This window comes from Bradyrhizobium sp. SZCCHNRI3052 (assembly GCF_032484895.1).
In the GTDB taxonomy this organism is placed as follows: domain Bacteria; phylum Pseudomonadota; class Alphaproteobacteria; order Rhizobiales; family Xanthobacteraceae; genus Bradyrhizobium.
This window is the reverse complement of sequence record NZ_JAUETW010000003.1, coordinates 619820-645736: the sequence shown is the minus strand read 5'-3', so window position 1 is coordinate 645736 and position 25917 is coordinate 619820. Positions and strand designations below refer to the sequence as shown.

28 protein-coding genes are annotated in these 25917 nt (G+C 66.3%); 12 read left to right on the top strand and 16 right to left on the bottom strand.

Annotation, left to right across the window (positions count from 1 at the left end; genetic code table 11):
• Positions 1–108 precede the first annotated feature (108 nt).
• The gene (locus tag QW887_RS13400; RefSeq protein ID WP_409999218.1) at positions 109–1011 is read right to left on the bottom strand and encodes a hypothetical protein; all 903 of its coding nucleotides are present in this window, start codon (positions 1009–1011) and stop codon (positions 109–111) included.
• 286 nt (positions 1012–1297) lie between these two features.
• Between QW887_RS13400 and QW887_RS13395 the strand changes: the two genes are divergently transcribed.
• Complete coding sequence (locus QW887_RS13395; protein WP_315714671.1) at positions 1298–1861, top strand: nitroreductase; 564 nt, start codon at positions 1298–1300, stop codon at positions 1859–1861.
• 239 nt (positions 1862–2100) lie between these two features.
• On the opposite strand, the gene QW887_RS13390 is transcribed toward QW887_RS13395, so the two are convergent.
• The 3 genes from QW887_RS13390 to QW887_RS13380 all read right to left on the bottom strand — a co-directional run bounded on the left by QW887_RS13390 (position 2101) and on the right by QW887_RS13380 (position 6824).
• Positions 2101–4575 carry a putative bifunctional diguanylate cyclase/phosphodiesterase gene (locus QW887_RS13390; protein ID WP_316194622.1) on the bottom strand — a complete coding sequence of 825 codons (2475 nt, stop codon included), beginning with the start codon at positions 4573–4575 and terminating at the stop codon, positions 2101–2103.
• A 920-nt stretch (positions 4576–5495) separates the two neighbouring features.
• Positions 5496–5666: an RNA polymerase sigma factor region1.1 domain-containing protein gene (locus QW887_RS13385; RefSeq protein ID WP_315811532.1), complete on the bottom strand. Its 171-nt coding sequence runs from the start codon at positions 5664–5666 to the stop codon at positions 5496–5498.
• 81 nt (positions 5667–5747) lie between these two features.
• Positions 5748–6824 (bottom strand): hypothetical protein, encoded by a 1077-nt coding sequence (locus QW887_RS13380; RefSeq protein WP_315714673.1) that lies wholly within the window; start codon positions 6822–6824, stop codon positions 5748–5750.
• A gap of 240 nt (positions 6825–7064) precedes the next feature.
• Here QW887_RS13380 and QW887_RS13375 point away from each other — a divergent pair, with 240 nt between their 5' ends.
• Entirely contained in the window at positions 7065–8084 is a 1020-nt protein-coding gene (locus QW887_RS13375) for a patatin-like phospholipase family protein (RefSeq protein ID WP_315714674.1), read from the top strand.
• Here QW887_RS13375 and QW887_RS13370 read toward each other — a convergent pair.
• On the bottom strand, positions 8071–8499 hold the full coding sequence (locus QW887_RS13370) for a CBS domain-containing protein (protein WP_315714675.1): 429 nt from the start codon (positions 8497–8499) through the stop codon (positions 8071–8073). The two genes, QW887_RS13375 and QW887_RS13370, sit on opposite strands and share 14 nt — an antisense overlap.
• A 275-nt stretch (positions 8500–8774) precedes the next feature.
• Positions 8775–9572 carry a rhomboid family intramembrane serine protease gene (locus QW887_RS13365; protein ID WP_316194621.1) on the bottom strand — a complete coding sequence of 266 codons (798 nt, stop codon included), beginning with the start codon at positions 9570–9572 and terminating at the stop codon, positions 8775–8777.
• Positions 9573–10094: 522 nt separating this feature from the next.
• Between QW887_RS13365 and QW887_RS13360 the strand changes: the two genes are divergently transcribed.
• Positions 10095–10652 carry a PAS domain-containing protein gene (locus QW887_RS13360; RefSeq protein WP_315826219.1) on the top strand — a complete coding sequence of 186 codons (558 nt, stop codon included), beginning with the start codon at positions 10095–10097 and terminating at the stop codon, positions 10650–10652.
• A gap of 205 nt (positions 10653–10857) precedes the next feature.
• Here the strand turns inward: QW887_RS13360 and QW887_RS13355 are convergent, their stop codons facing one another.
• Positions 10858–11844 (bottom strand): MBL fold metallo-hydrolase, encoded by a 987-nt coding sequence (locus QW887_RS13355; RefSeq protein WP_316194607.1) that lies wholly within the window; start codon positions 11842–11844, stop codon positions 10858–10860.
• Positions 11845–12027: 183 nt separating this feature from the next.
• Here QW887_RS13355 and QW887_RS13350 point away from each other — a divergent pair, with 183 nt between their 5' ends.
• The 5 genes from QW887_RS13350 to QW887_RS13330 all read left to right on the top strand — a co-directional run bounded on the left by QW887_RS13350 (position 12028) and on the right by QW887_RS13330 (position 16221).
• A complete protein-coding gene (locus tag QW887_RS13350) occupies positions 12028–12642 on the top strand; it encodes a PilZ domain-containing protein (RefSeq protein WP_315714678.1) in 615 nt (204 codons plus the stop codon).
• A gap of 332 nt (positions 12643–12974) precedes the next feature.
• On the top strand, positions 12975–13601 hold the full coding sequence (locus QW887_RS13345; protein WP_315714679.1) for a transglutaminase-like cysteine peptidase: 627 nt from the start codon (positions 12975–12977) through the stop codon (positions 13599–13601).
• 225 nt (positions 13602–13826) lie between these two features.
• Complete coding sequence (locus QW887_RS13340) at positions 13827–14243, top strand: hypothetical protein (protein WP_315714680.1); 417 nt, start codon at positions 13827–13829, stop codon at positions 14241–14243.
• Between the two features lie 254 nt (positions 14244–14497).
• Positions 14498–15013: a hypothetical protein gene (locus QW887_RS13335; RefSeq protein ID WP_315714681.1), complete on the top strand. Its 516-nt coding sequence runs from the start codon at positions 14498–14500 to the stop codon at positions 15011–15013.
• Positions 15014–15408: 395 nt separating this feature from the next.
• Positions 15409–16221, top strand: a complete 813-nt coding sequence (locus QW887_RS13330; RefSeq protein ID WP_409977902.1) for a dienelactone hydrolase family protein — start codon at positions 15409–15411, stop codon at positions 16219–16221.
• A 107-nt stretch (positions 16222–16328) separates the two neighbouring features.
• Here the strand turns inward: QW887_RS13330 and QW887_RS13325 are convergent, their stop codons facing one another.
• The 3 genes from QW887_RS13325 to QW887_RS13315 form a co-directional block, all read right to left on the bottom strand.
• Positions 16329–16481, bottom strand: coding sequence for a hypothetical protein (locus tag QW887_RS13325; RefSeq protein WP_315715000.1), 153 nt, complete (start codon positions 16479–16481; stop codon positions 16329–16331).
• 130 nt (positions 16482–16611) lie between these two features.
• Positions 16612–16911 carry a hypothetical protein gene (locus QW887_RS13320; protein WP_315714683.1) on the bottom strand — a complete coding sequence of 100 codons (300 nt, stop codon included), beginning with the start codon at positions 16909–16911 and terminating at the stop codon, positions 16612–16614.
• Between the two features lie 158 nt (positions 16912–17069).
• Positions 17070–17552 (bottom strand): hypothetical protein, encoded by a 483-nt coding sequence (locus QW887_RS13315; RefSeq protein WP_315714684.1) that lies wholly within the window; start codon positions 17550–17552, stop codon positions 17070–17072.
• A 75-nt stretch (positions 17553–17627) separates the two neighbouring features.
• On the opposite strand from QW887_RS13315, the gene QW887_RS13310 reads away from it, so the two are divergent.
• On the top strand, positions 17628–17933 hold the full coding sequence (locus QW887_RS13310) for a hypothetical protein (RefSeq protein WP_315714685.1): 306 nt from the start codon (positions 17628–17630) through the stop codon (positions 17931–17933).
• On the top strand, positions 17930–18091 hold the full coding sequence (locus QW887_RS13305; protein ID WP_315714686.1) for a hypothetical protein: 162 nt from the start codon (positions 17930–17932) through the stop codon (positions 18089–18091). Before QW887_RS13310 ends, QW887_RS13305 begins: the two co-directional genes overlap by 4 nt.
• A 28-nt stretch (positions 18092–18119) precedes the next feature.
• On the opposite strand, the gene QW887_RS13300 is transcribed toward QW887_RS13305, so the two are convergent.
• Positions 18120–18650: a gamma carbonic anhydrase family protein gene (locus QW887_RS13300; protein WP_315714687.1), complete on the bottom strand. Its 531-nt coding sequence runs from the start codon at positions 18648–18650 to the stop codon at positions 18120–18122.
• Positions 18651–18733: 83 nt separating this feature from the next.
• Entirely contained in the window at positions 18734–19063 is a 330-nt protein-coding gene (locus tag QW887_RS13295) for a DUF6949 family protein (RefSeq protein ID WP_009027540.1), read from the bottom strand.
• A 196-nt stretch (positions 19064–19259) separates the two neighbouring features.
• Between QW887_RS13295 and QW887_RS13290 the strand changes: the two genes are divergently transcribed.
• Positions 19260–19958, top strand: coding sequence for a hypothetical protein (locus QW887_RS13290; protein WP_315714688.1), 699 nt, complete (start codon positions 19260–19262; stop codon positions 19956–19958).
• 448 nt (positions 19959–20406) lie between these two features.
• Here QW887_RS13290 and QW887_RS13285 read toward each other — a convergent pair whose 3' ends face one another.
• Together QW887_RS13285 and cysE are read right to left on the bottom strand one after the other, a co-directional pair.
• On the bottom strand, positions 20407–20619 hold the full coding sequence (locus QW887_RS13285) for a DUF3126 family protein (RefSeq protein ID WP_006611186.1): 213 nt from the start codon (positions 20617–20619) through the stop codon (positions 20407–20409).
• 266 nt (positions 20620–20885) lie between these two features.
• The gene (cysE, locus tag QW887_RS13280) at positions 20886–21716 is read right to left on the bottom strand and encodes a serine O-acetyltransferase (RefSeq protein ID WP_315714689.1); all 831 of its coding nucleotides are present in this window, start codon (positions 21714–21716) and stop codon (positions 20886–20888) included.
• Positions 21717–22169: 453 nt separating this feature from the next.
• Between cysE and QW887_RS13275 the strand changes: the two genes are divergently transcribed.
• Positions 22170–23534 (top strand): hypothetical protein, encoded by a 1365-nt coding sequence (locus tag QW887_RS13275; protein WP_409977901.1) that lies wholly within the window; start codon positions 22170–22172, stop codon positions 23532–23534.
• 121 nt (positions 23535–23655) lie between these two features.
• Here the strand turns inward: QW887_RS13275 and QW887_RS13270 are convergent, their stop codons facing one another.
• Both QW887_RS13270 and QW887_RS13265 read right to left on the bottom strand, forming a co-directional pair.
• A complete protein-coding gene (locus QW887_RS13270) occupies positions 23656–24405 on the bottom strand; it encodes an alpha/beta hydrolase (RefSeq protein ID WP_315714691.1) in 750 nt (249 codons plus the stop codon).
• Between the two features lie 147 nt (positions 24406–24552).
• A complete protein-coding gene (locus tag QW887_RS13265; protein ID WP_409977892.1) occupies positions 24553–25704 on the bottom strand; it encodes a hypothetical protein in 1152 nt (383 codons plus the stop codon).
• Positions 25705–25917 lie beyond the last annotated feature (213 nt).

Sequence of the window (25917 nt, the reverse complement as noted above, 5' to 3'; positions counted from 1 at the left end):
CACGAGCGCAGCGACATGCGGTGTCGCCGCGACAGCGCGTGAGATCCCGGATGTCGCTCCCGCCGTCGCCCTGACGGGCTCCGGCGCGCGCTCATCCGGGCTACGCGGCTACGCCGACAGACTGGCGACAGCATCCGCCGAACCTCTGTCTCGACCCGCGGCCTGCAGCGCCACGTCGGCGCATTCGGCCATGTAGAGAAACATCGTCGCGAGCATCCGCTCGATCGCCTCGCGCCCCAGCGGCAGAATGGTGATGGCGTCGGTGCTGCGGATGAGCAGGCGCTTCTCCTCTGCGTCTCGCAGCAGCGTCAGCACGTGCTTGCGCGACACCGAAAAGCGGGTCGCCAGACCGTTGATTGAGAACGGCACGGGGCCGTCGGGCGGGAATGGCTGGTCCGGCCCGGCGCCTTGGGCCAGGCTGAACAGGATCACCATGCCCGCGGTCCGTTCGGCAAACGGCTCAAGCTCCGGCGCTCCGTCGAGGATCCGGACGCCGGCGATGAAGCGACGGCCGAGCTCGAGCACGAAGCTCTTCACGAAGGCCGGATCGTTCAACGCAGCCCGGTAACCCACGGCGGCCGGCAGCACCGCGCTCATGGCGTCGAACTGTACGCCCCAGCGCTCGCGATGCAGCGCGATCAGCTTGTCGGTCGGGACCAGCGGCCGCCGCCGGCGGTCCAGATTCGAGGCCGACGCCACCAGCCCGGTCGCCCGCATCAGCGCCAGCATGGCCTCGCAGCGGCCGCCGCTGCACAGGTCGAGCCTGGCACACATCTCCTTCATGGCGCCGACGGTGAGACCGAGCTCGCCGTCGCGCTGCTCGGCAAAATGCAGATACAGCGCGACGTGCGGAAACAGCGCCCGCGCCCGGTCGCTCAGCAGCGCATTGAGGATGCGATCGCCCCGATACAGCCTGATCGCCGATGCCGTCGACGCCCGCATCGCCCGTGCGAAACCAGCCGTCCCGCGCAGCCGCGCGACGGCGTCAGGTGACGGAATCAGTGCGGTCATCGGCACGTCAGATCTTGCACTCGAGGCAACTCCCGGCGGATCTCTTAGCACTATGTTTTTACCGGCCCGCCCAAGGTTCGACAATTCGCTGGGAATATCGTGCTTAGGACAGATGGCCGCATCGGATATGCCCCGATCCGCGTCATCCCGCGCGAAGTCTTCGCCGAAACCCGCAAAGGCTGCAGCACCGGGTGCAGTAGAACCGATCAAAACGCCGTGCCGTGGTCTCGTTGCAGGCGGAGGCCCATGCTATCTGTCGCGCGTGCAACGAACGAGACCCACCGACGTGACCGACGCGATTGAACTGCTGAAGACCCGCCGCTCCGTGAAGCCGCGCGAGATGAGCGGCCCCGGCCCCTCGCCCGCCGAGCTCGACACCATCCTGACCATCGGCGCCCGCGTGCCGGACCACGGCAAGCTCGCGCCATGGCGCTTCATCGTGTTCGAGGGCGAGGGCCGCCGCCGCGCCGGCGAGGTCATCGCGACCGTGTTCGCCAGGAAGAACCCGCAGGCGAGCGCCGCCGAGCTGGAGGTCGAGAAGAATCGCCTCATGGAGGCGCCGCTGGTGATCGGCCTCGTCAGCTTCACCCGGCCGCATCCCAAGGTGCCGGCCTATGAGCAGGAGCTCTCCGCCGGCGCGAGCGCGATGAACATCCTGACCGCGGCCACCGCACTCGGCTATGGCGGCTGCTGGCTGTCCGGCTGGTTCATGTTCGACCGCGACGTGATGGACGGTCTCGGCCTCAAGACGGAGGAGAAGCTCGCCGGGCTCATTCACATCGGCAAGCCGGCCAAGCCGAGCGAGGACCGGCCGCGTCCGGCGCTCGCGGACATCGTGACGCGGTTCTGACGAAGGCACGCGCGGGACCGGCGCGACCTTGAGGACCAGACGCCCGGCGATCGCTCGGCTCATTGCCGCGCCACGCTCCATCCGCCCAACCTTGCGAGCGCAAACAATCCAGGATTCCTCCGCGGAGGCCGTCTGGATTGCTTCGCCGCGCCGCGCAATGACGTGCGGAGACGCCTCAGCCCCCAACTAATTGGCACTCCGAAGCCGCGTGCAACATTCCGTACGCTTCCCTCTAATCCTCACGCCGCCTTCGATGGTCTCGTGCCGAACTGCGCCAGCAGGCCCGCGATCTCAGAGGCCGGCTTGGCCGCGCTGAACAGAAAGCCCTGGACCTGGTTGCAGCCCTCGGCGCGCAGCCACTCGAGCTGATCCGATGTCTCGACACCCTCGGCGGTGGTGATGATGTTGAGGCTCTTGCCGAGGCCGGAGATGGCGCGGACGATGGCGAGGCAGTCGGAGCGCTGCGCGAGGTCCTTCACGAAGGAGCGGTCGATCTTGATCTTGTCGAACGGGAAGCTGCGCAGATAGCTGAGGCTGGAATAGCCGGTGCCGAAATCGTCCATCGAGATGCGGATGCCAAGCTGGCGAAGCTGATGCAGCGTCGCCAGATTGGCCTCGGTCTCGGCCAGCAGGATAGACTCGGTGATCTCCAGCTCGAGCCGCTCCGGCGCCAGCGCCGACTGCGCCAGCGCCTGGACCACGACCTGCACGAGGTTGCGGCTGCGGAACTGCACCGCAGAGAGATTCACCGCGACCTTGATGCCGTCGGGCCATCGCGCCGCCTCGTGACAGGCCTCGCGCAGCACCCACTCGCCGAGCGGCACGATCAGGCCGATGTCCTCGGCCACGGGAATGAAATCGGCGGGCGAGATCATGCCCTTGTCGGGATGACGCCAGCGCAGCAGGCATTCGAATGCGGAGATCGCGCCGGTCGCGACGTCGACCAACGGCTGGTAGTGCAGTTCGAACTCGCCCTGGGCGAAGGCACGGCGCAGATCGTGCTCCATGTCGCGGCGCTTCTGCGCCTGGCGGTCCATCTCCTTTTCGAAGAACCGATGCACGCGGCCGCCGTCCTGTTTGGCGCGGTACAGCGCCATGTCGGCGTTCTTCATCAGCTCCTCGCAGCTCGCGCCGTCGCCCGGCGACAGCGCGATGCCGATGGAGGCACCGATCACGAGCTCGTTGCCGTCGATGTCATAGGGCGCGCTGAGCGCCGCGATCAGGCGGGCGGCACACTCACTGGCGTCGCTGGCGCCGCAGCTCTGACTGATGATCACCGCGAACTCGTCGCCGCCCAGCCGCGCCGCCAGCTTGCCGCCATGCATCTGCTGTGTCAGGCGGCCCGCGACCGCCTGCAGCAGCCGGTCGCCCATCGGATGACCGAAGGAGTCGTTGACGGTCTTGAACAGATCGAGGTCGATGCACATCACCGCGATGCGGCGGTCGGCCGCCCCGGCGCCGTCGAGCTCCTGCGCGAGGCGCTGCTGGAAGAATTCGCGGTTCGGCAGGCCGGTCAGCCCGTCGTGGTGCGCCATGTAGGCGATGCGCGCCTCGGCGCGACGACGCTCGGTGATGTCGACGATCGCGACCAGCACGCCGTCGCGGCCATCGAAGGTGATCTCGCGGCCGTAGGTCAGCACCTCGATCTCGCTGCCATCGGCCTTGCGATGGCGCCAGTCGCGGTGAAACAGATCACCGTCGGCCAGCCGCAGCAGCGCGTCATCGAGGCTTTCCCATTCGCCCGGCGGCCAGAGATCCCAGACATTCATGCACAGCAGATCCGCCCGGCCGTAGCCATAGTGCCCGACCATCGCATCGTTGACATTGAGGATCTGCGCGGTCTTCGCATCGAGGATGCACATCGGCACCGGGTTGGCGTCGAACAGCAGCCGGAACGAGGCCTCGCGCCGCTTCAGCGCGGTCACGTCGGCAATGGTCAATGAAATGATGTCGCCAAAGGCGTGGGCGCCGAGCCTGAGACTGCGCGCCTCGCTGTCGAGCTCGAACTGGTCGCTCCGCCCGTGCGTGACGACGTCGAACAGCCGCGCCATCACCTCGGGCGTGCACAGCATGTTGCCGCCCTGCTTCAGCCGATGCCATTGCAGCGTCGCCGACGGCAGCCTGAGCAGGTCGGCCGCCGCGCGATTGTGATGAACCACCTGGAAATCGCAGGGCATGCCGACGCTGTCGCGGATGGTCGCGAGCGAGACCACGCCGTCGTCCGTCGTCGAGAAGATCGCATCGAGCAGATTATATTGCGCGTCGCGCTCGTTGACGTAGGTCCCGACCAGCGTACTGCCCCACCGCGAGTTGGTCGGCAGCGCCAGCACGTCATAACTGCGGACCATGCCGTCGCGGACGCAATGCGCATGAGCGAGATAGGGCTGGCCGCTAACGAGCGCGCAATTGGCCGCCTCCACCAGCACGGTGGCGCAATCCGGCGACACGGCTTCGACCGCGACGTCCCAGCGCTCGTCCTGCAGCCATTGCTGGACGTAGCGGCCGCTGCGCGAAATCTGGAGGCCACCGTCCTCGTTGTTGAGCACCGCGATATGATCGGCGAGACGGCCGAGGCTGCCCAGCATGACGTCCTCGTAGCGCGGCAGGCGCTGGCCCGGCTTCAATGCCGCCTGCCATTTGCGCCTGAGCACCGGCATGTCGTCAAACAGATCGCTGCTGATCGTCGTCAACGCCTTGGTCGTCGCGGCACGCATCATTCCCACTCAATCGCCACCCTGTCGGTCCCGACGGTATCTGAAGCAGACACGGCTTTAACGAGCTGTAAATGCATTGGCTTCGCGCCTCGCGCGCAGCGATTGTGACAGTTTTAAGTGGTTCCATGGTTATCGCGCATTAGCGACTATGACAGCATCGCTTCACGTTCGTCGCCGATGTCGCAACGGCGAGGTCGATACGGATACGGCATAGATGCGGACGTGAACCTGCGATCTCGCGACAATATCTGCCCGAGTTTTGCTAATCGAACCGCCCCCTTCGAACAGAGGGCGCAGGGAGAGCCGGACCTCGACTGAGGCCCGTGGCCCGCCTGCGAAAAAAAGCAGGCGGCAGGTACCACAGGTCAGCCGGAAACCCGGCCCTCCCTGCGCGATGGCTGAACGGCTGCTTCGCGTTCTCCCTGGTGCGCCGGGCTTTCTGGCCACCATCCCCACGCGAAGCGAAGCCTCAACGTGAGTTGACATCAGCATCGGGATATCAGGACCGCGCGACTTGACCGTGCGTGGCGAATTGTTCGTCGGCGCGAGCAACCCGCGCTGCAATCCACCACGCCCACCGCTCCCCGCCTCGCGTCTCGTGACGACCGCGATACGCCCCTCATCTCGAGGCGGGATGCGCGGAAAGATCCGCCTGATTTGCCCGACGGCGCAAGAACTAATAAGTGCGACAAATTAACCCGACGGGCAGATGTGCACGACTTGGCGAGTCGTGTCGCGCACCACTGCTTCGACAATCGCCGCTGTCGTCCCGGCCTTGAGCCTGGACCCATAGCCACCGGCCGCGGTGATGCGGGCCACTGACAGCTAGGTCTCCCGATAGCATCCGCGGTATGGGTCCCGCGTTCGCCGGGACGACACCCGTGGTCAGGCGCGCTCCTGCCAAAAACGCTGTTCTTGCATCAGTCCTCCTCCAGACGGATGCCTGCGTCGCTGAGCGCCCGCATGATCCGCTCGATGTCCTCGGGGTCGACTGTGTTAGCCGGGCAAAGTGCGTTCAGCTCGTCGAACGTGATCCAGCCCTTGCGCTCGCCGATCTCGATGGCCTGGCGGATGATGTGGGATATCTGCATGCGGCTCTCCCGGAGACTGGCTCTCATAGATAGCGGGGAGAGTCGGTGTCCTTCTGCGGGGCCATTTCGCGCGCGAGCCGCTTACCGCGCGAGCACCTCGACCTCGCCGTCAACGCCGTTGACGACGCTGAAGGAGCGTTCGAACACCTTGCCTTCGTTCTTGGCGATCGCGCGGTAGTCGCCTTCGGACAGCACGACCTTGGGGAAGGCGCCGATCGATTCCTTGATCACGTCGCCGCCGGGGTTGATGACCGACCAGGCGGTGTTGGCGAGCGCCTCGCCGCCCTTGTCGGAGACGAGCTTCAACGTGATGACCGCGGCGCGGTGCGTCACCGTGACGTCGGTGAGCTTGCCAGCCTGGACGCGGATGTCGGAGCGCACCACCGAGTTGGCGTCGCCATAGTTGGAGACGATGTAATAGGTCCCCTCCGGCAGCATCAGCATGTCGCCGGCGGCGACGTTCGGCACCAGCGGCGCCCGCTCGCGGCCGTCGAACTGGCTGCCCTTGTAGATGGCAAACGAGATCTGGTTCTGCGGGATCTTGCTGGTGCCGACCCTGCCCTCGAGGCGCAGGCCCCCGGCCGGCAGCACGAAGGATTCGCGATCGGTCTCCGTCTTCAGGTTCACCGACCTGACCGCGCTGACGAGGCCGAGCGCGACATGCACGACATAGGTGCCGGGCGGCAGCACGATGTTCGGCGTCGGGCCGCGATCCTCGCGCAGCATCTTGAAGGCGCCGGATTCGTCCGGTCGGTCGGCGAACACGCGCCAGACCAGACCGCCATTGATGTTCGGCAGGTCCTTTCCGAACCGCGCCGACAGCGACAGCACGCCCTGATTGGGAGCCGCGGCGGGTGGAGCAGCAACCGGCGGGATCGCAGCCGGCGCGCCGGGTGGGATCGCGGCGACGGGCGGTCCCGGCAGCACCTGCGGGGCCGGTGGCGGAATGGGACCGGCGGCGGGGCCGGAGGGTGGCGCCAGGCTCACCGCCGCCCCGGGATCGGGCACCGAAGCCGGCGGAATCGGCGGTGGCCGGTCGCTGAACAGTTGCGCCGCGGCCGGCGGCGTCACGAGCCCGGTCAGCGGCCACGACAAGGCGAGCACAAGCCATAGCCGCCCGCTGCGCCGGAATCTGGTGAACCCGCGACCTGTCGTCATCGTCTTGCTTTTGAACAAAAACGCGGCAAATTCAAGCCTCTACTCAACTGTCCCGGAGGAACCCCGTAAGCAGCGCGCGACTTGGTCGCATTCTCCGGCGGAGAGTTCAAATCAGCGGCATCCGGCGCTCCCGTCGACCCGGCATAAAGGATGCTTCTGGTAGGCTGGTGCTAGGCTGTCATGCGTCATGAGTCCGTTGCCGACTCGTTGCACACAGTTTGCGTAGGCGTGGAGATCTCGGTGCTGGACATTCTGAAAGGACGCCGTGCGAACGGAACCGAAGGTTCCGATGTCGGTCTCGGCACGATCCGCAAGCCGGTCATCGGCCTTGCGCTTGGCGGCGGCGCGGCGCGCGGTTTTGCCCATATCGGCGTGATCCGGACCCTGATGGCGCACGGCATCGTGCCCGATGTCGTGGTCGGCACCTCGATCGGCGCCGTGGTCGGCGGCGCCTATGCGGCCGGCCAGCTCGATACGCTGGAGGAATGGGCGCGCAGCCTGCAGATGCGCAACATCCTCGGCTATCTCGACATCCGCCTCAACGGCTCCGGCCTGATCGGCGGCGAGAAGCTCGCCGCCCAACTCGAAGCCTCGCTCGGCCGCGTCACCATCGAGGAGCTGCCGATGAAGGTGGCGACGGTGGCGACCGAGATCCGCACCGGGCACGAGATCTGGCTGACCCATGGCAGCCTCGTCGACGCGATGCGCGCCTCCTACGCCCTGCCCGGCATCTTCGCGCCGGTCCTGATCGGCGACCGCTGGCTGGTCGACGGCGCCATGGTCAATCCGGTGCCGGTGTCGGCGGCGCGCGCGCTCGGCGCCGAGATCGTGATCGCCGCCAACCTGTCGAGCGACGTGTTCACGCATTCGACGACGATCTACTCGCATGGCCAGCCGGTCGAGGTGCCGGAGACAGTGATGGAGAGCGCGCCGCCGAAGCGGCGCTTCCGCAGGCTGTTCTCGCCGGAGCGCGCGGTGAAGCGGCAGTTCTTCGGCGAGGGTGGCCGGCCGGGCATCTCGTCGGTGATGGTCGACGCCTTCAACATCATGCAGGACCGCATCACCCGCGCGCGCCTCGCGGGCGATCCGCCGGACCTTCTGATCTCGCCGCGCGTCGGCCAGATCGGCTGGTTCGACTTTCATCGCGCGGCCGACCTCATCGCGTTCGGCACGAGGGCGGCCGAACGTGCGCTGGATTCCATCCAGGAAGCGATCGGCGCGGTGACGCCGACCGGCGGCGGAGCGACTACGCCGTCTTGATGTACTGGCGCAGTGCTTCCTGCTCGGCCTCGTATTCCTGGACGCGCCACTTCACGACGTCGCCGATCGAGATCAGGCCGGCCACGACGCCGCCCTCGATCACCGGCAGATGGCGGAACTTGCCGTTGGTCATCATTTCCATGATCGAGGCGACGGTATCCGCAGGCTTGCAGCTCACCACCCGCCGCGTCATCACGTTCGACACCGGCTCGGTCAGCGCGGCGGCGCCGCGCTCGCCGAGCGCGCGGACAATGTCGCGCTCCGAGAGGATGCCCTCCATCCGGGAGCCCGACATCACCAGCACCGCGCCGATCTTGCGGTCGGCGAGCCGCTTGGCGGCTTCGGCGAGTGTGGTCTGGGACTCGACGCTCTCGACCTGATGGCCCTTGGTGTCGAGGATCGCACGTACTGTCATTGCTCGTCTCCTTGAGGGGCCGGTGTGCCTTCTTGAGCGAGGCGTCGTTGCGGCCGATGCTTCCAGCGATCGTCAGTCAAGCGAGTCTTCAATCAACAGTCTGGCAATGCAACGGATCCAATCCTTCTGATCGCGCTTTGGTTGCATTGCACTCCGCAAGCTGGCCTGCGCGGCACAAATCGCCTGCTTTCGTTCATCCGGAATCGTGCCCCGGTTGCAGTGGACGCAAATGATGAATGAAATCACCTGCGCTCGCAAGCGCAGGATCGCGGCACCTAACGGTCGACCACGTCGGACGGCAACGCAGGCGCAGCATCGTCACGCACATGCGGGGTGGGATCGAACAGCGCAAACAGGATCAGTCCGGCGATGAATCCGCCGATATGAGCCTGCCAGGCGACGTCGGCGCCCTCGGCGCCGAGCGTGATGCCGCCAATGCCGAACACGATGTTGACGCCGAACCACACTGCCAGAAAGCCGAGCACCCGCGGATTGCGCAGCGCACGCGTCAGCGACAGCGCCGGAACCCTGGCCGCCGCCTCGGCATCGCCGCGGGTGAACGACAGGAAGCTGCCGCTCACGAAGGCAAAGCGCATCGCCGCCGCCATGGTGCCGGACACCGAGGCCGAGGCGCCGATCATCGGCGCCAGCGCGTGCTCGTGCGTGAGCAGATGCGCCAGCGCACCGGCCGCCGCCGTCACCGCCATGAACAGATAGAACCGGACCGCCCCGAAGCGGCGCGCGAGCGCGCTGCCGAACGGCAGCAGCCAAAGCACGTTGAAACCGATATGCGCCAGATTGGCGTGCAGCAGCGAGTAGCTGAAAAAGGTCCAGATCTTGGCCGGCGTGCCGCCGGGAAACGCCCCGTCCATCAGGGTCTGGTCGTATCGTTTCGGGACGAAGGCGAACAGGTCGATGATCCAGCCGTTCCACTCGTCCGGCAGCAGCACACGCAGATGGATCACCGCGATCAGCAGGATGTAGGCGGTCAGTGCGCCCGGCAGATTGAGGATCGGCTCCCGCGCCTGCTGGAGCGGCGGATCCTGCGTGAGGTCTGACGAGGGGGAATCCAACGGAACGCACGCCTTCGACGAGAGGAACAGATCCGTCAGATAGGCGGCTTTGGCCGGCCTGTGCAAGCGCATGGCGGCAGAGTTGATGTGCAGCCCCGGGCTGCGGAGGCGAAAGGACAGCCGATCCGCCAAAAGAAAGAGGGAGGGTTCTGAGAAAACCCTCCCTCCGAGACCTGCCGGCCTTTGCCGCGTCCGGAGCGCCCGGGGTCGTTTTCCCCACCCCGCCCCGTCGCGACGACCAGACTTGTTTGACGCCGCCTGCGTGTAACTCACCGTATCGCGGCGGACCTTCCACCTTCCGGCCGCGATCTGATGAACGCATTGTTAACGATCGCTCGGCGGCCGCCAAGCTCATCGTTAATTTAACCTTAACGCGCGGAAGGCCGGGGGAAAGCCGGCACGATCGCACCATCGGCATGGACGCTGCACCACCCCTCCTGCGAAAACAAACCAGGGAGGCGCCTGGACGAAAGCGGGACAGCAATGTCCTCCGTGACGTCGAGGGCGCGAGGGATCACCGAGATGAAACATCCGTCCAATCGCGAGCTCTTCGCCTATTGGAACGACAGGCGCGGCCATGCCAAGGCGCCGGAGCGCTGCGACTTCGAGCCGTCGGCCGTGCGCGAGCTGCTCGGCGACATCTTCGTCTTGTCCTGCGATGCCGACAGCGGCTTTCCGTTCCGCATGGCGGGCACGCGGCTGTGCGCCCTGCTCGGCGGCGACGTCAAGGACAGGAGCTTTCCGGCGCAGTTCGCGCCCGCCAGCCGCCGCGAGATCGAGGAGATCACCGCGGTGGTCTGCGAAGAGACGCTGCCGGCGATCGCCGGCGTGACGGCGCAGGCGCCGGATCGCACGACCGCGCATTTCGAACTGCTGCTGCTGCCGTTCGCCGCCCGCGCGCATGAGCCGATCAGCCTGACCGGCCTGCTCGCCCCGTTCGAGACGCCGCAAGGCGCGCTCGGTCCGCTGGAGATGGTGTCATGGCGCTACATCCATCCGCCCGCCGGACCGATCGTGCCGCGCGCGTTGCGCAAGCTTGCGCTCGCCCGCGGCCTGATGGTGTATGAGGGACTGCGCTGAGTGCAGCGCCGATCTCGTGGCCCGGATGAGCGCCAGCCGGAGCCCGAAGGGCGCAGGCGAAAGCGACATCCGGGACAGACCATCCTTACATCGCGTGCCCGCGTCGAAGCTGTCGCACGCCGACGGTGAATCGCCGGCGGACAGACGTCCCCGCATGTCGCTGCGCTCATGCGGGCTACGGGATCTGGGCTGCCGTCCCGCCTCCTCAATGTGAGCCGGTCAGCGGCGTGATCGGACTGCCGTCGGGAGCAAACGCGGCGACCTGATCCGAGATGACGAACGACGAGAGATCGCGCCCGACCACGAGCGGGCCCTGATAGCTCGTCCGCGTGCGCGCGATCAGCGCCTCTTCGGGCACGTCCTGGACCGGCTTCACGGTGGCGAACACGATGTGCGAGTAGACCGCCAGCTTCGGCTTCGCCTCGGTGAAGATCCTGCCGGCCTCCTCCGGCGAGGTGTGATGGTCCTCGATCGCACGATAGTTCGGATAGGTCTTGATCAGTTCGGGATCGATCACCGCCACCTCGTGGATCAGAAGATCGGCGCCCTCCGCCGCCTTCTCCACCCGTGGATCGGGCTTGGTGTCGCCGGACAGCACGACCTTCTTGCCGTCGAATTCGACGACATAGCCGAGCGCCGGCTTGATCTTCTCGCCGTGATTGACCTCGATGGCGCTCACCCTGACGCCGTTGCGCTCGTAGACGACGCCGGGCCCAATGTCGGCCGCGGCGAAGGCGACGCCTTCCGGCGGATAGTGCTCGTCATCGATGCGGATGCGGATGTCCTCGGAGAAGGCCTTGGTGAGATTCTCCGTCATCGCCACTGTCCCCTGCGGTCCGAACACGACCATCGGCCCCTTGCGCGAGGCCCAGGGCGTGCCGATCCAGCCGCTCAGCCACATGTCGGGCAGTCCCACCACGTGATCGGAATGCAGATGGGTGAGGAAATGCGCGGTGATGCTGCCGAGCGGGATGCTCTTCTGGAACAGGCGGATCGTGGAGCCGCGTCCGAGGTCGAACAGCAGCCGCTCAGGCCCGGCCTCGATCAGGGTCGAGGCGCTGAAGCTCGACAGCCGCGGCGTCGGCGTGCCTGTCCCGAGCAGGGTCACCTTCATCTCGGCTGCCGCGGCCGGCGGCGATCCAGCCACCACGCAGACCACGACCGCCACGACGGCTCCCAACAAGCTCCGCATGAACGTCTCTCCCATCTCCGTTGGCGTCATTGGCGCGATGTCGCGCCTGCCCATTCTATCAGCTCGTCATGGCCCGCGGCAGAGTGCTGCAGGAGCACAACGTAACGCTGAATTAACCGTGAAGGACTTAGTTTCAACACTGGATCATCCGGCACGCTAAGAGCCGGCTTTGAGTGGCGAAACATGGCGTTGCCGAACAAAAAACTCTCTCTTCCGGCCGCCGAGGAGCGCCGCCGTTTCCAGCGGGTCAAGGTCCACCTGCTCGGCCGCTACATGCTGCCCGACCGGCGCGAGTTTCCCTGCCAGGTGATCAACATGTCGCCGGGCGGGCTGGCGCTGCTCGCGCCCGGCATCGGCAATGTCGGCGACCGCGTGATCGCCTATCTCGACCATATCGGCCGCGTCGAGGGCAAGATCACCCGCATCATCGACAACGGCTTCGCCATGACGATCGGCGCCACCGCGCGCAAGCGCGACAAGCTCGCCGCGCAGCTGACCTGGCTCGCCAACCGCGACATCCTCAATCTGCCGGAGGATCGCCGCCACGACCGTATCATTCCGCGCAACCCGATCGCGGTGCTGACGCTCGAGGACGGCACCAAGATGACCTGCCGCATCATCGACATGTCGCTGTCGGGCGCGGCGATTGCGGCCGAGACCAGGCCGCCGCTGAAATCGCAGGTCATGCTCGGCCGCGTCCAGGCGCGCGTGGTGCGAAATCTCGAAGGCGGCTTCGCGATCGAGTTCACGCACGCCCAGCTCGCCGAAACGCTCGAAGACAGCGTTACCGCGCGGTAAAGCCGCAAGCCTCTGAAATCCCGCAACTTCACGGAGCACACGGCGTCCGCCACCACGGGCGCCGTGTGGCGTTCGGCCAGCGCACAGGTGATCCGGCGCAGTTAATAGTTGACGGGAAAAGCGCAGGGGACCCTGCAACGGCAGTGGTTCCCGGCTTAATGCAGCGCATTCGATTCAACCGCGAATGATTCAAATTTTAGCTAGATTCGATTCAAGTGAAAGTCGAATAAGCCCTTTGTTTTACTTGGATTTGCGTCAAATCCATCGTGGCGATTTAGCGGCAGCGAAAAATCTTTGTGAGACACATGGTCCCAACGAAAACGGGGGCCAAAATGGTCAAGCGGACGGGACAGGCAACGGGGTGGGCGGTCGCAGCCTTCCTGATGGCGATGGGCGGGATGGCGCATGCCGGTGATGACCGGGTGCTCTATGCGAGCCTGGGCGACACCGCACGGGCGCCGATCGGCTGGGTCGAGTTCTGCACCGAGGCGCCCGAGGAATGCCGCGGCGGCGCGTCGCAGCCCCGCGACATCGTGCTGTCCCAGACCGCCTGGCGCGATCTGCTAAAGGTCAATCGCTGGGTCAACGAGAACGTCAAGCCCATCACCGACATGGACCATTGGGGCGTGGTCGAGAAATGGTCGCTGCCGACGGACGGCTACGGCGACTGCGAGGATTACGTGCTGCTGAAGCGCAAGCTGCTGATCGATGCCGGCTGGCCCCGCGAGGCGCTGCTGATCACGGTGGTGCGCGACAAGAAGGGTGAAGGACACGCCGTCCTCACCGTGAAGACCGACAAGGGCGAGTACGTGCTCGACAATCAGAACGAGAGCGTCGTCGCCTGGACCGAGACCGGCTACCGCTTCGTCAAGCGGCAGTCGCAGAGCGACCCCAACGTCTGGGTCTCGCTCGGCGACGGTCGCCCGGCAGTGGCCACCGCCAGCGCCAGAGAACGCTAAGGCGTCCGCAAGCGCTGATCAGAGAGGCGAGACACGAATTCGAGTTACGCGACCCGGTCACATCCCCACCCCTCCCCGTCCCAGACCGGTTCGCGCGCGGCCAGGCCTCCCCCAAGGCCTGGCCGCAACTTTTTTTGGCCTTGCTTTGACGATATGTCGCAGGCGGGGCGCGGCAACGGCCGGCCAACCTTGTTTTCCCTCGACCGTCGGGTTTAGGTTGTCGGCATGATGATGATCCTGCGAAGCGCGACCTTGCTGGCCGCGGCCCTGACCCTGGCGAACTGCTGCATGTCCGGCGCCGGCTGCTCGGGACCGCTGGCCGCGGCGGGCCCAGCCGCGCCGGCGATGGCCGCTACGCCCGCGGTGATTACCGCGCAGCCGACGAGCGCTGCGGCCGACTGGGACGGCCGTGTCGCCACCTCCGACGCCGACACCGAGATGGTGACGGAGCCGGACATCGGCACGTCGCGCAAAGGCGCGAAGCGCCGTGGCGACTCGCGGGTCGACGTGATGTCCGCGCAGTCGAGCTCCGGCTATCGCGGCCGGATGAGCTGGGAGGAGGAACAGGCGGCCGACCTCGCCGACGAGGCCCGCCTCAAGCAGAAGCTCACGATCTGCCGGAACTGCAGCGCAACGCAGTAAGCATTTGTCCGGCCGCAGTTTTCGGCTGGTCGCGACCGCGCCCCGGAACCGGCGTGGTGCATGCGGCGGGCGCGCCATTTCGGGCTTGCAGGCCTCGCTTTTGTCGGATTTCCTAATCAAAACCTGACGACTTGGTTCGTTCGCCAGATGCACGATTTGCGGGCTGGGCGGACAGCGTTCTCTGCTCGAGTTTTTCGCCTCTCCCAGTTTTCGGGAGGAGCATCCGAAGCTTTTTCAATTTGGGTGGTTTCGTGATGAATCCGGTGACGCGCGACACCAGACGCTACCCCGAGAAGCTCAGCCCGGCCCCCGTCAAGGGCGCCCAGCCGATCGCGCTCGCAGCCGCGACGCTCGTGGTGCTGATCGCGGGCATCGGCGGCATCATGTTGTGGCGTGCCTATGGCGGCGCGCCGGAAGCCGAGCGCGGCGCGGTGACGCGGCAGTTGCAGGCGCGCACGGTGCAGGCGTCCGAGCAGTTGGTGGAGAAGACCAAGGGCCTGGAGGCCACCCAGCAGGAATCGATCGACCAGTTGCAGATGATGCAGGAGCAGTTGCAGAGCATGCGCCGCCTGCTCGCGGCCCAGCAGGCCGACACCAAGCGCCTGTCGGACCAGGTCTCGACCCTGAAGGACTCCATCGATGGCCTGCGCCAGTCGTTCGCCAGCACGCAGAGCTCGGAGCAGGCCGCGCCTGCTCCACGCAACCGCAGCATCCGCGCCCGCGCCCATGCCAGCCGCGGCGGCCATCGGCATCGTCGTAACCGATCCTGAGACGGCCGGTCCCGACGCCTGCTCGTAGAAAGCCCGCCGAATATTCCCAGGATCCTGTGAAGTGCTTCACAGATTGAAACCGGGAGTCACGCCATCCTGCCTTCACCGGATGGCGAGCCAATTTCAGGATGGCACAGGGCCAATTTCAATATCCGGGGCTGGCAAGGTCGTTGGCGCCATACTGCGCCGACGGCCTTGTTTTTTGTGGCGGCGCGTTCGACCGCCCGGAACGGATCCGACGCCGCGGCTCTCCGGCTGGTGACTTGCTTTTCCCCGTCAATTCTCGGCTCAATGCGCCCGTAAGACGCAGAGGAGCCCCCATGTCCGCCGATCCAGCACTGACGTCCGATGTCATCGGGCTGACAAAAGTCGCCCCCTTCTCACGCCGCGGCTTCATGACCGCGTCCGCTGCCGTGACGGCCGGCTACACGCTGGCTGCCGGCCCGGTGCGGGCCGAGGTCATTACCACCGACACCAGCGGCCTGAATGCCGGAGATGCGAAGATCAAGGTCGGCGACCGCGACATGCCGGCCTATTTCGCGCGCCCCGCCAGCGCCAGCAATCCGCCCGTCGTGCTGGTCGCGATGGAGATCTTCGGCCTGCATCAGTACATCAAGGACGTGACGCGCCGTCTCGCCAAGCTCGGCGCGCTCGCCGTGGCGCCGGACTACTACTTCCGCAGCGGGACCGACCTCACCAAGATCACCGAGATCAAGGACCTGCTGCCGATCGTGAATGCCAAGCCCGACGCGGAGCTGCTGTCGGACCTCGACGCGACGGTGGCCTGGGCCAAGTCGCAGGGCGGCGACACCTCGCGTCTCGGCATCGTCGGCTTCTGCCGCGGCGGCCGCACCGTGTGGGAATATGCGGCGCATAGTTCGGCGCTGAAGGCGGGCGTTGCGTTCTACGGCCCGCTGATCGATCCGCCCAATCCCGCCTGGCCGAAGAGCCCGACGCAGCTCGCACCCGAGATGAAGGCGCCCGTGCTCGGCCTCTACGGCGAAGCCGACACCGGCATTCCCGTCGCCAGCGTCGAAGCCATGAAGACCGCGCTCGCCGACAACAAGAAGACCGCTGAGTTCAAGATCTATCCCGGCGCGCCGCATGGCTTCCACGCCGATTATCGCCCCAGCTATCGCAAGGACGCCGCCGAGGACGGCTGGGCGCAGATGCAGGCGTGGTTCAAGAAATATGGCGTGCTGAGCTGACAGCCGCGGCCCGGGCGAGCGAACCCGTCAGACTGCGCCCGCGAGGCTTCCCGCATGTCGCTTGCCGCATGTCGCTTGCGTTCATGCGGGCGCCGGACCGTCGGCTGCTAGCGCAGGCGACGATCGTCGCGACGGATCTTCGCCAGCTGCCTGCCGCCCTGCTCGAGCTCCCAGGCCATCCAGACCAGCGCGGCGCCCAGGCTGACGACGACGCCCATGAAGACAAACGTGAGTTCAGGGGATGTGAGTGTGTTGATCATGCCTGGATCCCATGCAAGCGTTGCGCCAGCTACTTCTCCGCCGCCGCTCCGCCGATCGGAGCGGCAACAAATCGTCACGAGATGTCGTTAAGGCGAAGTGACCGGATCGGCCGGTCGCCTCGCCCAAGCTTCATTCACACACCTCGACGTTGCGGAAGCGCCAGCCGCGCGCTGTCCGCACACGCTTGCGGGCGACGTAACAGCCGCCGAGGTCCTCGTAGGTGTACGGGTAGTAATAGGGATAGCCTCCGTATCCGTAGTAGCCGGGATAACCAAAACCCAAGCCAAACCCGAGTCCAAAACCCGGGCCAAAGCCACGATGGCCGAAGCCATGATGGAAACCGCCCGGCCCGTGCGCCGACGCCATGCCCGGAATCATTGCGGCCGCGATCACGGCGCCCGCCAGCAATCCCATCAATCTCTTGCGCATCGATCCGTCTCCAAATTCAACCGGCATGAGAGCGTCATTGTACTCTGTGCTCCCAGCGGGATGTCTCTAAGCCGGATTTGGAACGGCGCGCGGGCAACCCCGCTCACATCTGCGCGATCTCGATGTCGTTACGTGACGTCCGGAGCCGCGGGCAATATTCAGCAACCGCGGCAGATGCTCTTCACCTTCCGGTCGACCGTCTTGTTCTCCTGCTGAACCTGCTCATCGGTATCACTGGCGCGGTTCGGTCCCGTCGCCGCGGTGCCTCCCGCCGCTCCACGACCCACGCCGGTCGTGACGCCGGAATTGCTCGACCCCACCCGGCTTGCGCCCGAGCCGGACGACTGCGCTGTGCCGAGGCTGTTAGTCCCGTTTGCAGCTGCCGCCCCCGGTTGCGACAGCCGCGAGGGATTGCTGCCGCTTCCGGCTCCGTTCTGCGCGTTGCCGAGACCGGCGACGTTCCCTGATCCTGCAGCGGTACCGGTCGTGCCGATGCCGGCGGCTCCCGCGCTCGCCGCGCCACCGGCGCTCGCTCCACCGCCAGCGCCTCCCGCACCGCCGCCACCGCCTTGCGCAAACACCGCAGTGGCCGTGCCGAGGCCTGCAATCACGATCAAAGTGCCCAATGAAAACCTGGCCATGGGACCGTCTCCCTTTACACTTCAACCCAACCGGACGGACCGCGTTCCGGAACGAATGTTGATCGGAGAGGATTGATGGGGCGAGGAGAGCAAGGAGCCGTGCGCAAGCTGATCGCCTTCGACGAGGACACGTTCGACAAGCTCAAGCAGCTCGGCGGCGATCAGATGCTGAGTCTGCAGGACCTCGCCGACGAGGCGTTCATGGACCTGTTGGAAAAGCACGGCGTACCGGCGGATCTGAAGGACGCGCTGCGCAAGAGCGCTGCGGAGGATGGCGATGGCGCAGGCAAGCCTGCGCGCAAACGCAAGAACGAGCCCGACGACAAGTCCAGAAACCAGTCGAAGCACAAGCCGAAGCAGAGGAGCAGGACGTCAGCATGAGCACCGACCCGTTCGAACAGGGCGAGCGCGCCGCGCGCGAGAACATTCCGGCCGAGGCCAATCCCTATCAGGACGGCAGCGAACAGCATGCGCTGTGGGCGAGCGGCCACGAACGTGTCGCCAGCGCAGCGGAGGCAGGCGAGTCCGAAGGGACGTGAAGAATCTCCGACTCCATCGGCCGTGATGTCAGCCGATCTTCTTCAGACCCTTGGTGTAGCGCGGTCCCTTGGCGACATAGGCCTTGGCCGCGATGCCCATGCGCTCGACCTGCGCCGGCTCCAGCGTGCGCACGACACGCGCGGGCGCGCCGACGATCAGCGAGTATTCCGGAAAATCCTTGCCCTCGGTGATGATGGCGCCGGCGCCAACGACGCTGCCGCGGCGGATATGCGCGCCATTCATGATGATCGAGCCCATGCCGATCAGGGCATCATCCTCGACGGTGCAGCCGTGCAGGATCACGTTGTGGCCGACGGTGACGTTGCGGCCGACGCGTAGCGGGAAGCCAGGATCGACGTGACAGGTGGCGTTGTCCTGGATGTTGGAGCTCTCGCCGATCTCGATCCAGTCATTGTCGCCGCGGATCACCGCGCCAAACCAGACCGTGACCTCCTTGGCGAGCTTCACCCGGCCGATCACGGTGGCATTGTCGGCGATGTAGTAGTTGCCGTCCGCCGGCAGCTCGGGCGCCTGCCCGTCGAGTTCGTAGATGGCCATCGAGGTCTCCCGTTCGCAGGCGACCTTGGCACAGCCCCCGGAGCGATTTCAAGCAAGCGCCGCTGCGGCGCCCGGCACGGGAACTAGGCCAGCACGCCCGCGGCGCGCAGCGTCATCACCACGAAGGTGCCGCACATCATGCTCCAGAAGCCGGCGATCACGGTCGCCAGCATCACGAACTCGAAGCGACGGCGCTCGATGCGGGCGCCGCGCAGCGTGTTGCGCATGATGATGAAAGGCGCGGCGAACACCAGGAATGGCACCGCGGCGAACCGCCGGGGCGTGACGCCCTCCTGCAGCAGCTCGAATCCCGGCGGACGTTCGGCATAGGCCTGGTAGCCGCTCGCCAAGGCGCCGGCCAAGGCGAAACCGATGAGGAGCGAGAACAGGGAATTGAACGCCTCTGCCGACATCGTACGCACTCACACACTTGCAGAACTGACCGATGCTGGTTTGGCAAAAAGCGACCGCGCCCGCCACATTATCCTTAAGGAAGGGTTAATGGCGGCCGCGGCCGGTGCGCGGCTCCCTGCAGGTAAGTTTCTGCAGAATGCCGCATCGCCATGGCATAGTCGGCGCTGATTCGGTCCTTGAGATCCCCTGCCCGCCATGACGATGTTTTCGGTCCGCAGTGCCCGCCCTTCGAACGGACATGGCCATGCCGTGCCGATCATCCTGGGCTGCGTGCTGGCGGCGGCGGCAATCGCGCTGGTCGCCTACCTGCTCTGGCCGACCTGGCGCGCCGGCACCTTCAAGGGACCCGAGCGCCTGCCGGTCAGCATCGGCGGCACCGTGTTCAACGTGCCGGCGGCCGCCATCCGGGTGAAGATCCAGCGCCATACGGGGCCGCAGGAGCGCGTCGATCTCGGCTTCGAATATCCCTCGCTCACGCCGCCCGAGGCGCCGCATCACGTCAGCGCCGACCAGATCGATCAGGCGCCGCACCCGATCGATCGCATCTTCGTCTCGATATCGGCGCATCACGACGCGATGTCGCCCGAGATGCGACTGAAGACGATCTATCCGCGCTATCTCAATCCGACGGCCGTGCCGGTGCAGGACGGATTGAGCATGCGAAGCTTCCGCGCGGGCACAGCGTACGACATGGAGGATCTGTTCACGGCCGAGCAGCCTTTGCTGGTCGCCCGCTGCACGCGTGATGCCGCCACGCCGGGCATGTGCCTCAGCGAGCGCCGCGTCGAGGGCGCGGATCTCGTGTTTCGCTACCCCCGCAGCTGGCTGTCGCAATGGCAGGACGTGGCGAGCGCGATGGAGCGGCTGACTGCGCAGATGCACGCGGTGAAGTAGGTCGTAGGCAATCGTTGAAATCGTGGCCCGGATGAGCGCAGCCCGCGCACGGACGTCGAATGTGAGAGCTGCCAAACTCTCTCCGATCGTCATTCCGGGGCACGCGAAGCGTGAGCCCGGAATCCATACTCACGAGCGGATGTTGGGGCGACCACATGCGCCACGGCCATCGCGCGTCTCACGCCGTCCTGGGGCTATGGATTCCGGGCTCGCGCTTCGCGCGCCCCGGAATGACGGCGTGGATGGAAGCTGGGCTCATCCGCGGACGGATTGCGTGCTGACAGCGTGTGCGTAAGCACGCTGGAGCCGGTCTGCGGGAGCTGCTCTCTCAACCCGCGCGAGCGCGCCCCTGGGCGCGCCTGCACCACGATTCGTTCTGGCAACGCCGCCATCTTCGCAAGCGTCCCCGCATGCGCTTCGCGCTCATGCGGGCCGCTGCATCCGGCAACTACTCGACCAGATCGTCTTCCAGGATCGCCATCTGGAACTGGAACGAGCGGTCGTCGTCCTCGTCGTCGACGAACAGCACGCCGATGAACTCTTCGCCGATATAGACCTCGGCGGAGTCTTCCTTCTTCGGCCGCGGCACCACACGGATCTTGGGATTGCCGAACACGCGCTTCAGATACGCGTCGAGCTTCCTGACTTCCTGAACGTCCACGGTGATCTCCAATCGACAGCGAGGTTTGCAGATGATGCGGACGTTGCAGCGCGAACGTCCGTGTCCTTATGAGTTCGACATTCCAGCCCATCGATCGAGGCAAGACGAGCCGGCGATGTCGAACGACCTGAAAGGGACGCCGTGGATCTCACATTCACTCCGCCAAGACAAACGGCGGATCGTCAAATCCACGGACGCCAATGTGTTCGCACGAATTTCCCTGGATGAGAAGGTCTTGACTTCGCTGTCGCCGACGCGCTCGCGGCTCAGATCCCGATCGCGTTGATCATCTGATCCATGGTGCGCGACGGCTCCGCACAACCGGCCTCGCCGACGATCTTCGCCGGCACGCCTGCGACGGTGACGTTGTTCGGCACCGGCTTCACGACGACTGAACCGGCGGCAATGCGCGCGCAATGACCGACTTCGATGTTGCCGAGCACCTTGGCGCCGGCGCCGATCAGCACGCCGTGACGAATCTTGGGATGCCGATCCTCGTTCTCCTTGCCTGTGCCGCCGAGCGTCACGCCGTGCAGAATCGAGACGTTGTCCTCGATGATGGCCGTTTCGCCGCAGACGAAGCCGGTGGCGTGATCGAGGAAGATGCCGCGGCCGATGCGCGCCGCCGGATTGATGTCGGTCTGGAACACCGCCGAAGACCGGCTCTGCAGATAGAACGCGAAATCCTTGCGGCTCTTGCGGTACAGCCAATGCGCCAGCCGGTGCGTCTGCAGCGCGTGAAAGCCCTTGAAGTAGAGCAACGGATCGATGAAGCGCGTGGTGGCGGGATCGCGATCGTAGACGGCGACGAGATCGGCGCGAAACGCATGGCCGAGGTCCGGCTCGTCGCGCAGCGCGTCGTCGAAGGTCTGGCGGATCAGGTCGCCCGACAGCGCGGAATGATCGAGACGATCGGCAACCCGGTGCACGACCGAATCCTCGAGACGGCCGTGGTGCAGAACGGTTGAATAGATGAAGGTCGCAAGCTCGGGCTCGCGACGCACGATCTCTTCTGCCTCGTGGCGGATCCGATCCCATATCGGATCAAGCGTCGCCAGCTTGCTGCCCTGCTGCGGATTGGTCTGATGCATAGCCATGGCTGCTTCTCGCAGTTTCAGTGGGCGGGCCTTATAGCACGGCGCATGGAACGATGTCCTCAGCGGGCTGCGCGAGGCCGGGGATCCATTCCAGCCAGCCTGCCTCCCAGAGAACACGGGATTGAGACATTTCCGTTACGCCCCGCCGGTGACGTCCCGGTTGCGCCGCCATGCCATTCGGCACCGCGTCGGCTCAAGGTGGGCAGCAGGAACCCAAAATCAAGACGATCACCGGGGAAGCAATCCGTTCCCGCCCCCTGGAGCACCCTGCGGGAGGGCGGGTGGGGCGGATACCGGTGGCTGCGGCAAAAAGGAACCACCCGGAGGATCGAAGGCCGGCGGCCCCCCGTTCGATCACGGGATCGGCTTTACCATCCATCGCTCTGCGTCTACTAGTGAATATCGCCCTGACCATACTTCGGCCACGGTGCTCCTGATCGGGGGGACACGGGTATCAGTAACACTCAGATCCTGGACGAACGCGCGACCGAGGCCGGATTGGCCTGGCTCCCCGTCATCGTCATCCCGCTCTTCCTGGTCGCGCCGGCGCTGTGGAACGGCTACCCGCTGCTGCAGTGGGACACCGGGGGCTATCTCGCGCGCTGGTACGAAGGCTATCTGGTGCCGAGCCGCTCGACCGTGTTCGGGCTCTATCTGCATTGGGGCGAGGGCTCGAGCTTCTGGCTCAATCTCGGCCTGCAGGCGCTGGCGACGCTGTGGATCCTGCAGCTCACCTTGCGCCTGCTGGGACTGGCCCAACCGCTGCGACTGCTCTGGATCGGCCTGCTGCTGATCCTGACCACCGCCCTGCCCTGGCTCGCCAGCATGCTGCTGACCGACATCTTCGCTGGCCTGTCGGTGCTCGCGCTCTACATCATGGTCACTCAGGCGCGCCGGACCACCGTCCTGGAAAAGTGCGCGCTGTTCGGCTTCGTCGCCTTCGCCTCCGCCACCCACAGCGCTACGCTGGGCGTGCTGTTCGGCCTGTGCTGCGCCGGCTGGATCGCCTATCCCTGGCTGCGCCGGCAGATCGCGCTCTCCGGCCTGGTCCAGGCCAGCATGACGATCGTCGCGGGTGCGGCGATGCTGCTCGCGGCCAACTTTGCCCTGTCCGGCCAGCTCGCGTGGACGCCGGGCGGTACCGGCGTCGCCTTCGGCCGCATGCTCCAGGACGGCATCGTGGCGCAATATCTGAAGGACCATTGCGCCCGCGAGAAGCTGAAGCTCTGCCCCTATCGCAACGAGCTGCCGCCCACCGCCGACGACTTCCTGTGGGGCAACAGCATGTTCAACAAGCTCGGCCGCTTCGAGGGCATGAACGACGAGATGGGCTTCATCGTGAAGCGGTCGCTCGCGGCCTACCCGCTGTGGCAGGCCAGGGCCGCCGCGGTCGCCACCGCCGAGCAGCTGGTGCATGTGGCGACCGGCGAGGGCACCAACGGCTGGCTGCCGCACACCTATGGCATCATCGAGCGCTACGTCCCCTCGCAGGTCAAGAAGATGCGCGCCGCACACCAGCAGCACTGGGAGATCAGTTTCGCCGTCATCAACTGGCTGCACGTGCCGGTCGCGCTGGCCTCGATGCTGGCGGCGGCGGCGATCGCAGCGCACGCGATCTGGCGCCGGCGGCGCGACGACGTGGCCCTGCTCGCCATCACCGTGACCCTGGCGCTGCTCGGCAATGCCGTGATCTGCGGCGTCATCTCCGGCCCGCATGACCGCTACGGCGCCCGGATGGTGTGGATCGCCACCTTCACCGCGCTGATCGCGGCGGCGAGGTGGTTCAGCGGCGAGCGTGTGGACGGCTCCGCCGCATGACGCCCCCGTAGCCCGCATCAGCGACAGCCGGCGCCGCAAGGCGTCGGGATAGCGACATGCGGGGTCTCGCGCGCTGTGCCGGAGACCCCGGGGGGTCGCTGCGCTCGCCCGGGCTACGGCTTCAGCGCCGTGACAGAAAGTCGATCACCCCGGCCTTGTAGACCTTGTCGCCGACCGCGCGCATGTGATCGCGATTGGGGATATCGAGCACTTCGGCACCGGGGATGAGCGCGCCGAGCGCCGGACCGGAGCCCGACACTTCGTCGGCCGTGCCGACCGCGACCAGCACCGGCACGGCGATACGGCGGGCGTCGTCGCGCGAGATCAGGCCGCGCGAGCCGCGCATGCAGGCGGCCAGCGCCAGACGGTCCGAGCGGGTCTGGTCGGCGAAGGCGCGGAAGGTGCGGCCCACGGGATCGGTCACGTTATCGATCGAGGGCGCCTCGAGCGCGGCGGCGACGTTCTCGCCGGGACCGCCGCCTTCGATCATCGCCATGCCGATGCCGCCGAAGATCGCCGAACGCAGCCGCTCTGGCGCGGTCAGCGCGATATGCGCGGCGATGCGGCCGCCGAGCGAGTAGCCCATCACGTCGGCGCTGGCGAGGCCGAGATGATCCATCAGCGCCGTGACGTCGCTCGCCATCTCCGCGATCGAATACAGCGTGGGGTCGTACAGCTTGGCCGAATCGCCATGGCCGCGGTTGTCGAGCGCGATCACCCGGCGGCCATCCTTGCGCAATTCGGAGATCCAGGCCGGATAGACCCAGTTGACGTTCTTGCTCGAGGCAAAGCCATGGACGAGCACGATCGGATCGCCCTCCCCCTCGTCGATGAAGGCAATTTCAACGGCGCCGTTGTGAAAGCTCGGCATCGGTCGCGAATCCCGGAACGCTGGAGTGAAGCTGGTCGGACGAAGTCTAGATCATGATGCGATTCCACGGAATCGCATCATGATCTTATCCCTTTGTTTGAGCATGATCTTTTCGGAAAACCGGCTTCCACTTTTCCGGATCATGCTCTAGCCGCAGGACGCGGTTGCGGCCAGTTCGGGAGCGACGGCCGCGGCCTGCATCCGGCGCAGGCGGCGCCGCCGGCTCCGGTCGAGCCAGGCCTGGGTGGCCCGCTCGGTCATCGCCTTCAGCGATGCGACGAAGCTGAGCAGCGTCATCAGCGCGCCGAACAGCCAGAGCGCGAGATTGAATGCCCCCGCGGTCAGCAGCAGCGCGCCGCGGCCGAGCAGCTTCAGGATCGCCCGCGTCTGCCCGCCCTTGGCCTCCGCCAGGCGGGCCGCGCGGGCGATGTCCTTCGGTCCTTCGGCGAGCTTGAGCGAATCCAGTGCGCCGCGCGTGCCGGCCTTTTCGGTGATGCGGCCGACATCCTTGGCGAGCCGCACCAGCGCGCCGGCCTTCTCGGCGCGGAACGCCGCCCGGATCGCGGTCGCGGTCTGGCCCGGACGAAGCACCGAGCCCGAGGCCACCGCCTGCTGCAACAGCGGCGCATCGACCACCTCGCGCGCGGAGCGTCCCGCCCAGGCGGCGAGCCCCTCGCCGAGCCGGCCAACCTTTCGCGCATCCTTCACCAGCGTCAGCCCGGCCCGCACTGGCGCGGCGGTGCCGGCCGAGGCATAGGTTGCGGCGGTGACGGCAAGACCGGCCGTGGCCAGGCCCAGCACCAGGCGGTCGGTCTCCTCGCCCATCACCAGATGCTTGCCTTCGCGGACCGCGTCGCGGATGTCGCCGAACACGAAGAGATCGCCGGCCACCGTGCCGGACAGGCTCGCGACGTCGTCGGCCTGGCCGGTGACGAGCCCGGTCGCGAACCGCTTGGCAACGCTGGCCGGCGCCTTCTCGGCGGCCACCGCATCGCTCACGCGCTGCACCAGCACCTCGTCGAGCGCGACCTGCTGATCCCGCGCGAGCGCGACGAAGCTCTCCGCGAGATCTGGATCGCCGGCGGCGAGCGCGTCCTCGATATTGCCGATGATCCGCGCCGGATCGTTCTGCAGAACGGACGCGATCTGAAGCTCCGACAGCCTCGCCGGATCGTCCTGCGCCACGACGATGGCTCCGGCCCCATAGGCGTGCGGCCATATCGCAGCGCCGACCGCGGCGCTCACGGCGAGCCCGGCCAGCGCCAGACCGAGTCCCAGCTTGATTCGCTTCGAGATCACGCCGCCTTCACGTTTTCGCGGGAACGATGCGGAGAGACATAGTAATTCCCGTGCCTGGCACAACGGCCCCGACGAAAGAAGGGCTTCTCGGCGGCCCTGAGTTTGTGTCGAATCCACAGGCCACAACATAACGGCGTGCGTTGCACCAAACGCGGGTTCCCAGCACTAGGAATTGGCCTTAAGGCTCAGTATGGTCGCGCCGTTTTCGACGCG

Excerpts from the sequence above, each read along its gene's own strand:
- QW887_RS13400 (WP_409999218.1), bottom strand. The coding sequence starts at position 1,011 with ATGACCGCACTGATTCCGTCACCTGACGCCGTCGCGCGGCTGCGCGGG.
- QW887_RS13390 (WP_316194622.1), bottom strand. The coding sequence starts at position 4,575 with ATGCGTGCCGCGACGACCAAGGCGTTGACGACGATCAGCAGCGATCTG.
- QW887_RS13385 (WP_315811532.1), bottom strand. The coding sequence starts at position 5,666 with ATGCAGATATCCCACATCATCCGCCAGGCCATCGAGATCGGCGAGCGC.
- QW887_RS13380 (WP_315714673.1), bottom strand. The coding sequence starts at position 6,824 with ATGACGACAGGTCGCGGGTTCACCAGATTCCGGCGCAGCGGGCGGCTA.
- QW887_RS13370 (WP_315714675.1), bottom strand. The coding sequence starts at position 8,499 with ATGACAGTACGTGCGATCCTCGACACCAAGGGCCATCAGGTCGAGAGC.
- QW887_RS13360 (WP_315826219.1), top strand. The coding sequence starts at position 10,095 with ATGAAACATCCGTCCAATCGCGAGCTCTTCGCCTATTGGAACGACAGG.
- QW887_RS13355 (WP_316194607.1), bottom strand. The coding sequence starts at position 11,844 with ATGCGGAGCTTGTTGGGAGCCGTCGTGGCGGTCGTGGTCTGCGTGGTG.
- QW887_RS13350 (WP_315714678.1), top strand. The coding sequence starts at position 12,028 with ATGGCGTTGCCGAACAAAAAACTCTCTCTTCCGGCCGCCGAGGAGCGC.
- QW887_RS13345 (WP_315714679.1), top strand. The coding sequence starts at position 12,975 with ATGGTCAAGCGGACGGGACAGGCAACGGGGTGGGCGGTCGCAGCCTTC.
- QW887_RS13340 (WP_315714680.1), top strand. The coding sequence starts at position 13,827 with ATGATGATGATCCTGCGAAGCGCGACCTTGCTGGCCGCGGCCCTGACC.
- QW887_RS13335 (WP_315714681.1), top strand. The coding sequence starts at position 14,498 with ATGAATCCGGTGACGCGCGACACCAGACGCTACCCCGAGAAGCTCAGC.
- QW887_RS13330 (WP_409977902.1), top strand. The coding sequence starts at position 15,409 with ATGACCGCGTCCGCTGCCGTGACGGCCGGCTACACGCTGGCTGCCGGC.
- QW887_RS13325 (WP_315715000.1), bottom strand. The coding sequence starts at position 16,481 with ATGATCAACACACTCACATCCCCTGAACTCACGTTTGTCTTCATGGGC.
- QW887_RS13320 (WP_315714683.1), bottom strand. The coding sequence starts at position 16,911 with ATGCGCAAGAGATTGATGGGATTGCTGGCGGGCGCCGTGATCGCGGCC.
- QW887_RS13315 (WP_315714684.1), bottom strand. The coding sequence starts at position 17,552 with ATGGCCAGGTTTTCATTGGGCACTTTGATCGTGATTGCAGGCCTCGGC.
- QW887_RS13310 (WP_315714685.1), top strand. The coding sequence starts at position 17,628 with ATGGGGCGAGGAGAGCAAGGAGCCGTGCGCAAGCTGATCGCCTTCGAC.
- QW887_RS13305 (WP_315714686.1), top strand. The coding sequence starts at position 17,930 with ATGAGCACCGACCCGTTCGAACAGGGCGAGCGCGCCGCGCGCGAGAAC.
- QW887_RS13300 (WP_315714687.1), bottom strand. The coding sequence starts at position 18,650 with ATGGCCATCTACGAACTCGACGGGCAGGCGCCCGAGCTGCCGGCGGAC.
- QW887_RS13295 (WP_009027540.1), bottom strand. The coding sequence starts at position 19,063 with ATGTCGGCAGAGGCGTTCAATTCCCTGTTCTCGCTCCTCATCGGTTTC.
- QW887_RS13290 (WP_315714688.1), top strand. The coding sequence starts at position 19,260 with ATGACGATGTTTTCGGTCCGCAGTGCCCGCCCTTCGAACGGACATGGC.
- cysE (WP_315714689.1), bottom strand. The coding sequence starts at position 21,716 with ATGGCTATGCATCAGACCAATCCGCAGCAGGGCAGCAAGCTGGCGACG.
- QW887_RS13270 (WP_315714691.1), bottom strand. The coding sequence starts at position 24,405 with ATGCCGAGCTTTCACAACGGCGCCGTTGAAATTGCCTTCATCGACGAG.